Source organism: Streptomyces mirabilis (assembly GCF_039503195.1).
GTDB classification, from domain to species: Bacteria; Actinomycetota; Actinomycetes; order Streptomycetales; family Streptomycetaceae; genus Streptomyces; species Streptomyces mirabilis_D.
Genome location: NZ_JBCJKP010000001.1, coordinates 6,478,157 through 6,491,384 on the forward strand (window position 1 = coordinate 6,478,157; position 13,228 = coordinate 6,491,384).

Genomic DNA, 13,228 nt, shown 5'->3' on the forward strand with positions numbered 1-13,228 from the left:
GACGACCGTCTCTACCGCCGTGCGGAGGATCTCGTCAGGTTCTGTGCCGCGCTGACCGGTCAGCCAGGACGCGTTGAGGCCGACCCGCAGGGTGTGCGAGACCCGTACTCGCAAGATGGTTCGGCGCAAGCTGTGCGATCACTGGAGGTCGCGGAGGCGGAGACGCGGGTAAGGAGTCGGCGGCTGTCGGACCGGGGCGTTGCGCGGATCGGGTTGCGTCGGCATGAGCGACCGTCCGAGGGCCGGGCGGTCCTACGGCTGGATGGACCCCGTCAGGCAGGATGGACCCATGCCGAACCGACTGGCCCACGAGACGTCCCCCTACCTGCTTCAGCACGCCGACAACCCCGTCGACTGGTGGCCCTGGTCGGCCGAGGCCTTCGAAGAGGCGCGCAAGCGGGGTGTGCCCGTGCTGCTCAGCGTCGGGTACAGCAGCTGTCACTGGTGTCATGTCATGGCGCACGAGTCCTTCGAGGACGAGGCGACCGCCGCCTACCTCAACGAGCACTTCGTCAGCGTCAAGGTCGACCGTGAGGAGCGGCCCGACGTCGACGCCGTCTACATGGAGGCCGTGCAGGCGGCCACGGGGCAGGGCGGGTGGCCCATGACCGTGTTTCTCACGCCGGATGCCGAGCCCTTCTACTTCGGGACCTACTTCCCGCCCGCGCCCCGGCACGGGATGCCGTCGTTCCGGCAGGTGCTGGAGGGGGTGCGCGGGGCCTGGACCGACCGTCGGAGCGAGGTCGCCGAGGTCGCGGGGAAGATCGTGCGGGATCTCGCCGAGCGGGAGATGAGCTTCGGGAGCGGCGAGGTGCCCGGCGAGGAGGACCTGGCCGGTGCGCTACTCGGGCTCACCAGGGAGTACGACGCCTCGCGCGGCGGCTTCGGGGGCGCGCCCAAGTTCCCGCCGTCCATGGTGATCGAGTTCCTGCTGCGACACCACGCGCGGACCGGTTCCGAGGGCGCTCTCCAGATGGCGCAGGACACCTGTGAGCGGATGGCGCGGGGTGGGATCTACGACCAGTTGGGTGGGGGGTTCGCGCGGTACTCCGTGGATCGCGAGTGGGTTGTGCCCCATTTCGAGAAGATGTTGTACGACAATGCACTTCTGTGCAGGGTGTATGCGCATCTCTGGCGTACCACCGGCTCCGAGCTCGCCCGTCGCGTCGCCCTGGAGACCGCCGACTTCATGGTGGGCGAACTCCGCACGAACGAAGGCGGGTTCGCCTCCGCGCTCGACGCCGACAGTGACGACGGCACGGGCAGGCACGTCGAGGGCGCGTACTACGTGTGGACCCCGCGGCAGCTGCGCGAGGTGCTCGGCCCGGAGGACGGCGAACTCGCCGCCAGGTACTTCGGAGTGACGGAGGAGGGGACCTTCGAAGAGGGCTCCTCCGTGCTGCAACTGCCGCAGCAGGACGAGTTGTTCGACGCGGAGAAGGTGGCCGGCATCCGGCGTCGGCTGCTCGCCGCGCGGGCCGAGCGACCCGCTCCAGGGCGCGACGACAAGATCGTCGCCTCCTGGAACGGGCTCGCCGTCGCCGCCCTCGCGGAGACCGGCGCCTACTTCGACCGCCCCGACCTCGTGGACGCCGCGATCGCCGCCGCGGATCTCCTCGTACGGGTGCACATGGACGACCGGGCGCGACTGTCGCGTACCAGCAAGGACGGGCAGGCCGGGGCCAACGCGGGGGTGTTGGAGGACTACGCGGACGTCGCCGAGGGGTTCCTCGCGCTGGCCTCCGTCACCGGGGAAGGGGTGTGGCTGGAATTCGCCGGGTTCCTGCTGGATCAGGTGATCATGCAGTTCACCGATCCCGAGTCCGGCGCGCTGTACGACACCGCGGCCGACGCCGAGCGCCTCATCCGCCGGCCCCAGGACCCCACCGACAACGCCACGCCCTCCGGCTGGAGCGCGGCGGCCGGTGCCCTGCTGAGCTATGCCGCCCAGACCGGCGCCGAGCCCCATCGGACCGGCGCCGAAAGGGCGTTGGGCGTCGTGAAGGCGCTCGGGCCGCGCGCTCCCCGCTTCATCGGCTGGGGGCTCGCGGTGGCGGAGGCGCTGCTCGACGGACCGCGTGAGGTCGCGGTCGTGGGGCCGGAGGGGCATCCCCTGACAAAAGCACTGCACCGGACGGCCCTGCTCGGTACCGCGCCGGGCGCCGTGGTCGCCGTGGGCACTCCGGAGAGTGACGAGCTGCCGCTCCTTGCCGACCGCCCCCTCGTGCAGGGCGAACCCGCCGCGTATGTCTGCCGTAACTTCACCTGTGACGCTCCGACGACCGATCCCGACCGGCTTCGTACGGCTCTGAGCAGCTGAAATACAGATCATCAGACTGTTCATCAACCGGCTGAAACGCGACCAGCGTTCGAATTGTTCAGCAAATGATCCGACTGTGATGAAACACGCTCTTCACCAGAACAGTCTGTGCGCTTCACAGATCGCCCATAGTCTCGGCAACGTGACGCGGCAGATGTGACACATCGTCGCGACTGGGGGTTTTGGGATCTGGGGGGATCTGTTGCTCACGTCTGTCTTTATCGCTGCCGTTTCACTGGCCCTGTTCTGGATGGCGGCGTTCACTCTCTGGTGGCAGATGCACGCGTGGCGCACGCCTGAGGTACTGGCGTCCACCCGGTTCAGCAGACCGGACGGCGACGACCGGCTGGCGTTCTCGCTGCTGCTGCCGGCCCGCCACGAACAGGCCGTGCTCGACCACACCATCCAGCGACTGCTGGAATCGAGCCACACCGACTTCGAGATCATCGTCATCGTCGGGCACGACGATCCGGAGACCACCGAGGTCGCCCGGCAGGCCGAGGCCCGCGACGGGCGGGTGCGGGTCGTCGTCGACCACCATGAGAAGAAGAACAAGCCGAAGGCCATGAACACGGCGCTGCCGCACTGCCGCGGCGACGTCGTCGGGGTCTTCGACGCCGAGGACCAGGTCCATCCGGAGCTGCTCGCCCATGTCGACCACGCGTTCCGCACGACGGGTGCGGACGTCGTCCAGGGCGGGGTCCAGCTCATCAACTTCCACTCCAACTGGTACAGCCTGCGCAACTGCCTGGAGTACTTCTTCTGGTTCCGCTCGCGGCTGCACCTGCATGCGCAAAAAGGTTTCATCCCGCTCGGCGGCAACACCGTCTTCGTTCGGACGGACGTACTGCGGGAAGCGGACGGCTGGGACCCCGAGTGCCTCGCCGAGGACTGCGACCTGGGGGTACGGCTCTCCAGCGTCGGCAAGAAGGTCGTCGTCGCCTACGACTCCGACATGGTGACCCGGGAGGAGACCCCGGGCAGCCTGGTGTCGCTGATGAAGCAGCGCACCCGGTGGAACCAGGGCTTCCTGCAGGTCTACCGCAAGAAGGACTGGAAGCAACTGCCCGGCTTCGGACAGCGGTTGCTCGCCCGCTACACGCTGATGACGCCGTATCTGCAAGCCGTCTCCGGGGTGGTCATCCCGCTCAACGTGGCCATCGCGCTCTTCCTCGACGTGCCCGTCGGGATCGCCTTCATCACCTTCCTGCCGGCCGTGACCGCCCTGGTCACCTTCGTCTTCGAGCTCGTCGGACTGCACGACTTCGGCAAGCAGTACGGGCTGCGCGTCCGGTTCGTCCACTACCTGAAGCTCGTGGTCGGTGGCCCCTTCTATCAGGTGCTTCTCGCCGGTGCGGCCGTCCGTGCCGTATGGCGTGAGCAAAGGGGCCGCAACGACTGGGAGTTGACCAGTCATGTCGGCGCGCACCTGACCGAGGCCGAAGCGACCCACTAGGACCTGAGGTCACCCGCCGGGCGTGCCCGCCGGCGGGCACGCCTTGGTTCCGTACGCCTTGGTTCCGCATGCCCCGGTTCCGCAGGCACTGGTGCCGCAGTCCTTGGGCCCGAACATCCCGAACGTACCGAAAGTCCCGAGAGGACCTTCCCGCGTGACCTCGACACTTCCCGCGGTGACCCCGTCCACGGTCCCCGCGACGCGACCCGCCGCGCCCGACATCGTCCACGACCACCCGCCGCTGCAGCGGCTGCGCACCTCGCGCGCCGACCTGCTGCTGTGCGGCGCCCTGCTGCTGGCGATCATCGTCGTGCAGGGCTGGAACATCACCGACTACCCGACACTCAGCGACGACGAGGGCACCTATCTCGCCCAGGCGTGGGCCGTGCAGCAGGGCAAGGGCCTCGCGCACTACACGTACTGGTACGACCACCCGCCCCTGGGCTGGATCCAGATAGCCGCCCTGACCTGGATCCCCGCCCACGTCAGCCCCTCGCTGATGACGGTCGGCTCGATGCGCGTCGCGATGCTCGCGGTCGGCGCCGCCAGCGCGGTCCTGCTGTACGTCCTCGCGCGCCGTCTCTCGCTGCCGCGCTGGGCCGCGGGCCTCGCGATGGTGCTCTTCGGGCTCTCCCCGCTGTCGGTGGTGCTCCAGCGCGAGATCTTCCTCGACAACATCGCGGTGATGTGGACGCTGCTCGCGTTCTGCCTCGCCGCGTCCCCGAGCCGGCACCTCTGGCACCACTTCGGGGCGGGCATCGCGGCCGCGGCCGCCGTGCTCACCAAGGAGACGATGCTCGTCGTCCTGCCCGCGCTCCTGGTCACCATGTGGCGCCACGGCCACCGCGACACCCGCAAGTTCGCGCTCACCGGAGCCATCACCGCCTGCGTCCTGATCGGCCTCGCGTACCCGCTGTTCGCCCTGCTCAAGGGCGAGCTGTTCCCGGGCGCGGGCCATGTCTCGCTCTGGGACGGCATCACGTACCAGATGAGCCGCCCCGGCTCCGGCTTCATCCTCGACCCCGGCTCCGGCTCGTACGGCGTGCTGCACTCCTGGCTCTACTACGACCGGGTGCTGATCGTCGGAGGCCTCGCCGGAGCGCTGCTGCTCCTGGCCACCTGGCGCTGGTCCGTCACCGCCCGCGCCCTCGCCGGACCCGCCCTCACGGTGGCGATCCTCGCCCTGGTGGCGCTGCGCCCGAGCGGCTATCTGCCCGCGATGTACATCATCCAGGCGCTGCCGTTCCTCGCGCTGGTCCTCGCCGGAGGCGCCGCCAGCCTCGCCCATCTGGTGCTGCGCAGGTGGCGGAGCGACGAGGAGAAGCCGTACGTCACCTGGGGACGGCGGGTGACGGCGGCCGCGCTCGTGGCGGTCGCCGCGCTCTATGTGCTGCCGCACTGGTACGACGGCGACCACACCGCCGTGACCGCCGACGCCAACGCCCCCTACCGGGCGGCGGCCACCTGGCTGAAGACCGAGGTCCAGGACCCGGCGGACACCCGGGTCCTGGTCGACGACGCCCTCTGGCTCGACCTGGTCCACGACGGCTACCGGCCCGGGCTCGGCGTCATCTGGTTCTACAAGGCTGACCTCGACCCCGCGGTGACCAGGACGATGCCGCGCGGCTGGAAGGACATCGACTACGTCGTCGCCTCTCCGACGGTGCGGCGTGACGCGGTCGACCTGCCCAACGTCAAGGCGGCCATCGAGCATTCGACGCCGGTCGCCACCTTCGGCAAGGGCGCCGACCGGATCGAGATCCGGCAGATCGACGAGAGCACGGGAAACACCATGACCACGACGACGTCCGGGGGCAGTCGATGAGCAGCTTCGAGAGCACCGTCCCCGGGGAGCTCGGCGATCCCGCCGTAAGGGCGGTCGAGGTGCCCGAACCGGGCGCCGTCACCATCGTCGTACCGACCTTCAATGAGTCCGCGAACATCCGTGAACTCCTGCGCCGGATCACCGAGTCGGTGCCCGACCGGCTGCCCTGCGAGGTGGTCTTCGTGGACGACTCCACGGACGACACCCCCGAGGTGATCTCCCGGGAGGCGCAGGACTGCCCGTTTCCGGTGACCTTGTTGCACCGCGAGGAAGCCGTGGGCGGGCTCGGCGGTGCCGTCGTCGAGGGACTGAAGGCGGCGAGCTCCGACTGGATCGTCGTCATGGACGGCGATCTCCAGCATCCGCCGTCCCTGATACCGGAGTTGGTGGCCTCGGGGGAGCGGTCCGCCGCCGGGCTCGTCGTCGCCAGCCGGTACATCAAGGGCGGCAGCCGCGAGGGCCTCGCGGGCGGCTACCGCATCGCCGTCTCGCGCGGTGCGACCTGGCTGACCAAGACGCTCTTCCCGCGCCGACTGCGCGGTATCAGCGATCCGATGAGCGGCTTCTTCGCGATCCGCCGCAGCGCGGTCACCGCCGAGATCCTGCGGCCGCTCGGCTACAAGATCCTCCTCGAACTCGCCGTCCGCAGCCGCCCCCGCGAGGTCACCGAGGTGCCCTTCGTCTTCCAGGACCGGTTCGCGGGCGAGTCCAAGTCGACCGCGCAGGAGGGCTTCCGGTTCCTGCGTCACCTCGTCGGGCTGCGCACCGCCTCGCCGGTCGCCCGGATGGTCGTCTTCGGTCTGATCGGCGCCACCGGCTTCCTGCCGAACCTGATCGGCCTGTACGCGCTCACCGCCGCCGGCATGCACTACGTACCGGCCGAGATCCTCGCCAACCAGTTGGGCGTCGCCTGGAACTTCCTGCTCATCGAGCATCTGTTGTTCCGCGAGCGCCGAAAGCACCGCAGCTGGTGGGACCGGGTGGGCCGGTTCGCGCTGCTCGCCAACGCCGACCTGGTGCTGCGCATCCCGCTGATCGCCCTGTTCGTCGGCCACTTCGGGATGGGCGCCCTGTCCGCCACCGCGCTGGCCCTGGTGATGACGTTCGTCCTGCGCTTCGTGGGCACCGAGGCGCTGGTCTATCTGCCGCGCCGCAGCAGTGAGGCTGCGGGCGGGAGCCGCACAGCAAGGAGAGCCGCGTGAAACATCTGGCACGACCCAGACGGAGAACCTCACTGCTGGCCGTGGCGGGCCTGGCCGCCGGGCTGCTGCTCGCCTCGCCGCAGCCCGCCTCCGCCGCCAACCTCGTCACCAACCCGGGTTTCGAGTCCGACGGCACGGACGGCATGCCGTCCTGCTGGGAGAAGTCCGGCTGGGGCGACAACGACTTCACCTTCGCCACCGTCGCCGACTCCCACTCCGGCTCCAAGGCCATGAAGGTCACGCTGACCCGGCGCGTCGACGGCGACCGCAAGGCCCTGATCACGGAGTCCGCGACCTGCGCGCCGGTGGTCACCGCGGGCAAGCAGTACGACCTCGGCCTCTGGTACAAGTCGACGACACCGGACACCGCGATCACCCTCTTCCGGCACGACGCCACGGCGGGCTGGCAGTACTGGACCGACCTCAAGACGCTGGACATGGCGGCGGGCTGGACGCAGGCGAGCGTCCGTACGCCCGCCGTCCCGGCCGGTACCGACCGCATCACCTGGGGCGTCTCGGTGTACGGCACCGGCTCGGCGACCACCGACGACTACACGATGGAACAGGTCTCCGACCCGATCCCGCCGGCCACCTGCACCGCCACCACCGACGAGTGCGCGGGCGGCCGCTGGGACGTGCTGCCCACGCAGAACCCGGTGCGCTCCATGCACTCCGTCGTCCTCAACAACGGCAAGGTGCTGCTGATCGCCGGGTCCGGCAACAGCGAGGAGAACTTCGACGCGGGCACCTTCACCTCCGCGGTCTACGACCCGGTGAAGGGCACGTACAAGGTGATCCCCACGCCGAAGGACATGTTCTGCTCGGGTCACGTCCAGCTCGCCGACGGGCGGGTGCTGGTGATGAGCGGCAACAAGGCGTTCCCGGTCGCGGGCGGGCACGGCTACGAGGGGTACAAGGACTCGTACATCTTCGACCCGGTCACCGAGACGTACAGCAAGACGAACGACCTGAACGACGGCCACTGGTACCCGTCGGCCACCGAGCTCGGCAACGGGGACGTCATCTCGTTCGGTGGACTGCGCGAGGACTCCACCGGGTCGGTGACGGCCGAGCGCTGGTCGGCGGCGCAGCAGCAGTGGCTGCCGTTCACGCAGGTCAACCAGACCTGGTCGTACTGGGGTCTGTACCCGTCGATGATCCTGATGCAGGACGGGCGGCTCTTCTACTCGGGCAGCCACGTCTTCGGCAACGGCACGCCCGGCACGGGCTCGGCGATCTACGACTACGACGCGAACACCGTCACGGCGATCCCCGGGCTCCAGGACAAGGACGAGCGCGACCAGTCCGCGAGCGTGCTGCTGCCCCCGGCCCAGGACCAGAAGGTGCTGACGATCGGCGGCGGCAACATCGACTCCAACCCGGAGGCGAACCGGCTCACCGACATCATCGACCTGAAGGCCGCGAACCCGGCGTACACCGTCGGCCCGCAGATCCCGCAGGGCACGGTCGACCTCGGCAACGGCAAGGTCGCCGAGACGGGCAACCAGGGCAAGATGTACGTCTCCGCCGTCCTCCTGCCGGACGGCAAGGTGCTGGAGACGGGCGGTGGCCTGCACAACCGCGCCAACCCGGTGTTCGAGGCGTCGATGTTCGACCCGGCGACCTCCACCTTCGACCCGGTGGCCGCCGACCCGGAGGCGCGCGGCTACCACTCCTCCGCGTTCCTGCTGCCCGACGGCCGGGTGATGGCCACCGGCGACAACCCGGGCAACGGCACCTGGAACCACAACGTGTCCATCTACACCCCGCCCTACCTCCTCAAGGGCACCCGTCCGACGATCACCTCGGTGATCGACAACGAGTGGGTGTACGGGGACACGCAGCGCATCACGGTCGACCGGCCCATCGTGAAGGCCGAGCTGATCCGCCCCGCCGCCGTGACGCACTCGTCCGACCCGAACCAGCGCTTCGTGGACCTGCCCCTGTCGGTGGACGGCAACAACGTCGACCTGAACGTGACGAGCAACCCCAACATGGCCCCGCCCGGTTGGTACATGCTCTTCGCGGTCGACGCCAACGGGGTGCCCTCGGTCGCCAAGTGGGTGCACCTCCAGGGCCCCGCCGCCCTGGCCACGGACACCGCCTCGGCGCACGTCCACTCCTTCGCCGACTCCCTCGAGGGCACGGTCACCCAGGGCGGCAAGAAGCGGACCTCGCAGAAGGTCAGCACCACGATCTCCGGCTGCGACCGGCACTACGGCACGATCAACGTCTGTGTGCCGACCGTCTTCCCGGACGGCGTCAAGAAGACGACGGCCTCGCGTTGCGCGTGGCTGAAGACGAACGACTACGGCCGTCTGAAGGTCAACGGCAAGGACGACCCGCTGGGTCTCGATCCCAACGGGGACGGGCTGGCCTGCGGCGCCAAGGATCTCAAGCGTCGCTAGGCGTCTGGCTCCCGAACTCGGTGAGGGCGCGCTCCACGATGGCTTCCAGGTTGTCGTGGTGCGCGCCCTTCCAGTAGGCGCGCCCGCACTCCTCGCACTGCGCGAACATGTCGTAGGACCGCTCGGTGCCGCCCTCCAGTTGGTCCACGACCTGCTCCTTGGCGGCCTCCTTGAGCAGGCCGTTGCAGGCGGTGCAGCGTGTCCAGGGCCTGAGGTCGGGTGCGAACCGGCCCAGCACGTCACGGAGTTGGTCATCGGGCCGGGTGCTGTAGACGAACGCGCCCGCCCACAGCTCGCGGCGGCGCAGCAGCCCCCGGTCGCGGCTGAGCATCACGCGACGTTCGGCGGCGGAGCGCGCGGCGAGGGCCGGGTCGCCGATGTCCGTCGACTCGTACGCCGCGTCGACCCCGAGGAGGCGCAGTCGGCGCGCGAGGGTGCCGAGGTGGACGTCGAGGAGGAAGCGCAGCGGGGCGCCGGGAACCCGCTGCGGGCGCTCGACCGCCCGTACGTCGACGCTCTCGCCGGCCCCCGGGAGGTGCGAGACGGGCACCTCGCGGCCGTCCACGACGAGGGCGCCGACCTCGGTCAGCGGGACGCCGAGCGACTCGACGACATGGCCGAGGGTGGAGGAGCCGTCGGTGGCGACCGCCGTGGCTCCCGAACGACGCCTGTGCGGCACGAACATCCCCAGCTCGGGGGCGAAGGCGACATGGATCTCCGGTCCGTTCACCCGGTCAGGATGTCACGCCGGAGAGCCGTGGCCTCAGGGGTTTTCGGCGGAGAGGCCGTGTTCCAGGACGTCCATCGTGCGGTCCACCAGGTCCTTGAAGTCGTCCCGGTGGTCGTTCTCCGCCCAGTACAGGGACGTCTCCATCAGGCCGCCGATGATCGCCATCGCGTAGACCCGCACCTCCAGGCTGTCCGGGTCCCGGCCGGTGCGCTCGCCGATGGCCTGGCAGAGCATGGTGCCGGTGACCGACATGCTCTCCATCATCCGCGAGCGCACCGCCGGGACCTGGACCATCAGGTGGGTCCGCAGCCGGGACACCTCGGGGTCGTCCTTGATGCCGAGCCGGATGGCCTTCTGCATCACGTACCGGAGGGTGTCCATCCACGGCTCGTCCGCGGGCCGGGCCCGCAGCTCCTCCATGATGAGCGGGTCGAACTCGTCCGTCAGGACGATGTCCTCCTTGGTGGGGAAGTAGCGGAAGACGGTCGACGGCGACACCTCGGCGCGCTCGGCGATCTGCTCGATCGTCGTCGCGTCGTACCCCTGTTCCCTGACGAGTGCGTACGTCGCGGTGCGGATCGCCTCGCGGGTCTTGATCTTCTTCCGCTCGCGCAGGCCCAGCTGAGGGCGGTCGGCGGGGCTGAAGGGGGAGGGTGCGGCCGTCATGCGGTTCATTGTCCGGCATCCGCCGCAGCGGTGGCCATGGCCGGGTCCTCGTCCTCCTTCGTGGCGTGCGTGACCGGGGTGTTCGGCAGGAACGCCGCGGCCAGCAAAGCGGTGACGAGGGCCGCGATGCCGCACACCAGCAGGACCAGGCCCATGCCGTGGACGTACGCGCTGTTCGCGGAGGCCACGAGATCGGCCGAGCCCGCCTTCTGGGCGACGATGTGCGCCGCGACCACGGACTCCCCGGCGGTGTCGGCGGCCTGCGCGGGCAGCCCGGTGACGTCGAGGCGGTCGCGGAAAGCGCCGACCAGCAGGCTGCCGAGGAGGGCGATGCCGATCGCGCTGCCGACCTGGCGCGTCGTCATGAGGAGCCCGGAGCCGCTGCCGGCCCGGTCGCGGGGCAGGGCGCCGAGGGCGCCGTCCATCGCGGGGACGACCGAGAAACCGAAGCCGAAGCCGGTGATGGACAGCCACAGTGCGGTGAAGCCGTAGCCCGAGTCGACGGTCGTACGGCTGCCGAGCAGCGCGGCGAAGGCCAGCACCACCAGTCCCGCGCTGACCACCGCGCGGGAGCCGAACCGGGCGACGACCGGCTGTGCGACCCGGGCCGCGACGATCAGACCGCCCATCATGGGCAGCAGCCGCAGGCCGGTGCCGAAGGCGTCGTGGCCGAGCACCGCCTGGAGATACGGCGGCAGCACGAACAGCAGGCCGGACAGGACGAACATCACCAGGGTCGCCGCGATCGTGTTGAACAGGAACCCGCGGTGGGTGAGCAGCGACATGTCGAGCATGGGGCGTTCCACGCGCCGCTCGCGGAGCACGAGGGCGGCGATCAGAACGGCGGCCCCGGCGAGCATGCCCACGATCAGCGGGTCGCCCCAGCCGCGGCTGGGCGCCTCGATGATCGCGTAGATGAGGGCGCCGAGGCCTGCCGCGGTGAGCGCGGTGGAGAGGGCGTCGACCTTGGGGGAGGCGGGGTCGCGGGTCTCGGGCAGCAGGAAGACGCAGGCGGCGATGCCGATCGCGGCCATCGGGACGTTGACCAGGAAGACCGAGCCCCACCAGAAGTGGTTGAGCAGCCAGCCGCCGATGATCGGGCCGAGCGGCAGACCGAGCGACGAGGCGGCGGAGATGATGCCGACGGCCTTGGTGCGCTCGTCGGGTCCGAAGAGCGAGGGCAGCACGGACAGGGCGAGCGGCATGACCAGCGCGGCGCCGAGGCCCATCACCGTGCGGGCCGCGATGACCCAGTTGACGTCGTCGGCCAGGGCGCCGGCCACGGAACCGGCGAGGAAGATCCCGAGCCCCACGACGAGCATCCGGCGTCGTCCGAAACGGTCGCCGAGCAGTCCCGCCGGGAGCATCAGCGCGGCGAAGACGATCACGTACGCGTCCGCCATCCACTGCTGCTGGCCGGTGGTGGCGCCGAGTTCGCCCGCCATCGTCGGCAGGGCCACGTTGAGGATCGTGGTGTCGAAGCCGAGCGTGAGCATGCTCGCGACCAAGGCCCCGAGGGCCCACCAGCGGCGCGGATCGCGCCGCACGCCATTGTCTTGAGTGACAGTAACCATGAAATGAGAGTAGCTGTCAAAAGGTGGCCAGTGTCAATAGGAATGTACTGTCAGGGCATACAAAAATGGCCACGGCTCGGAAGCCGCGGCCATTCAAGGAGGAAGGGGGGTGTGTTACCCGTGCTGGTAGGCCACCAGTGAGATGCCCACGTAGTGCACGACGAACGCCGCCAGGGTGAGGGAGTGGAAGACCTCGTGGAAGCCGAACCAGCGAGGTGAGGGGTTGGGGCGCTTGAGCCCGTAGATCACACCGCCCGCGCTGTAGAGCAGTCCGCCGACGATCACCAGGACCAGCACGGCGATGCCGCCCGTGCGCATGAAGTCCGGCAGGAAGAAGACGGCCGCCCAGCCCATCGCTATGTAGCAGGGGGTGTAGAGCCAGCGCGGGGCGCCGACCCAGAACACCCGGAAGATGATCCCGGCCGCCGCGGCGGCCCAGATGCTCCACAGGAGCCACTGCCCCTTGGCGCCGGGGAGCAGCAGCATCGTCAGCGGTGTGTACGTGCCGGCGATGATCAGGAAGATGTTGGCGTGGTCGAGTCTGCGCAGCACGCCGTCCATCCGCGGGCTCCAGTTGCCGCGGTGGTAGAGCGCGCTCACTCCGAACAGGAGGCAGGCCGTCAGAACGAAGATCCCGCAGGCGATGCGGGCCCGGGTGGAACTGGCCAGAGCGGTGAGGACCAGACCGGAGATCAGGACGGCCGGGAACATGCCGAGGTGCAGCCAGCCGCGGAGCTTGGGCTTGACCGGATGCGACGGGGAGAGCGCTGCGGGACTGTGGCCTGCGGCCGGCGAGTCCGTGGGCGCGTCGGGGACGGGCGCAGTCATAGGCGGAATCCTACCTACGGAACCGTAAGTTACGTGTCAGTACGACGCACTGAACAGCCAGGAGTGGCCATGTTCTCACGAGCGTGGCGCAATGCGGCGTCCATGCAAAAGAACCTTCAGCTGAACCCAACGTGTACGCAAAGAATCGCGGATACACGTGGCGATGGTCACTCCGCTCACGTGTGAGGCCCTCTGGACATATGGGCGAACCCGTCGGAT

The 13,228-nt window shown here is 69.4% G+C and carries 9 protein-coding genes; 5 read left to right on the top strand and 4 right to left on the bottom strand.

All coding sequences use genetic code 11. The features are described from left to right. Positions 1-289 precede the first annotated feature (289 nt). The 5 genes from AAFF41_RS29945 to AAFF41_RS29965 all read left to right on the top strand — a co-directional run bounded on the left by AAFF41_RS29945 (position 290) and on the right by AAFF41_RS29965 (position 9,211). Complete coding sequence (locus AAFF41_RS29945) at positions 290-2,320, top strand: thioredoxin domain-containing protein (RefSeq protein ID WP_343324911.1); 2,031 nt, start codon at positions 290-292, stop codon at positions 2,318-2,320. A gap of 202 nt (positions 2,321-2,522) precedes the next feature. Further along, positions 2,523-3,776 carry a glycosyltransferase gene (locus AAFF41_RS29950; protein WP_319753580.1) on the top strand — a complete coding sequence of 418 codons (1,254 nt, stop codon included), beginning with the start codon at positions 2,523-2,525 and terminating at the stop codon, positions 3,774-3,776. A gap of 154 nt (positions 3,777-3,930) precedes the next feature. Beyond that, positions 3,931-5,601, top strand: a complete 1,671-nt coding sequence (locus AAFF41_RS29955) for an ArnT family glycosyltransferase (RefSeq protein ID WP_343324912.1) — start codon at positions 3,931-3,933, stop codon at positions 5,599-5,601. Then, a complete protein-coding gene (locus AAFF41_RS29960; protein ID WP_319753582.1) occupies positions 5,598-6,803 on the top strand; it encodes a glycosyltransferase family 2 protein in 1,206 nt (401 codons plus the stop codon). The genes AAFF41_RS29955 and AAFF41_RS29960 overlap by 4 nt, the downstream gene beginning before the upstream one ends. Positions 6,804-6,808: 5 nt before the next feature. Further along, positions 6,809-9,211, top strand: a complete 2,403-nt coding sequence (locus AAFF41_RS29965) for a galactose oxidase family protein (protein WP_319753595.1) — start codon at positions 6,809-6,811, stop codon at positions 9,209-9,211. Here AAFF41_RS29965 and AAFF41_RS29970 read toward each other — a convergent pair. From AAFF41_RS29970 to trhA, 4 genes are all read right to left on the bottom strand, one after another. Next, the gene (locus tag AAFF41_RS29970; RefSeq protein ID WP_319753583.1) at positions 9,198-9,941 is read right to left on the bottom strand and encodes a Mut7-C RNAse domain-containing protein; all 744 of its coding nucleotides are present in this window, start codon (positions 9,939-9,941) and stop codon (positions 9,198-9,200) included. The two genes, AAFF41_RS29965 and AAFF41_RS29970, sit on opposite strands and share 14 nt — an antisense overlap. Before the next feature lie 33 nt (positions 9,942-9,974). Beyond that, a complete protein-coding gene (locus tag AAFF41_RS29975; RefSeq protein ID WP_450531020.1) occupies positions 9,975-10,607 on the bottom strand; it encodes a TetR/AcrR family transcriptional regulator in 633 nt (210 codons plus the stop codon). A 5-nt stretch (positions 10,608-10,612) separates the two neighbouring features. Beyond that, complete coding sequence (locus AAFF41_RS29980) at positions 10,613-12,181, bottom strand: MFS transporter (RefSeq protein ID WP_319753586.1); 1,569 nt, start codon at positions 12,179-12,181, stop codon at positions 10,613-10,615. A gap of 114 nt (positions 12,182-12,295) precedes the next feature. Beyond that, a complete protein-coding gene (gene trhA / locus AAFF41_RS29985) occupies positions 12,296-13,009 on the bottom strand; it encodes a PAQR family membrane homeostasis protein TrhA (protein WP_319753587.1) in 714 nt (237 codons plus the stop codon). Positions 13,010-13,228: the final 219 nt, after the last annotated feature.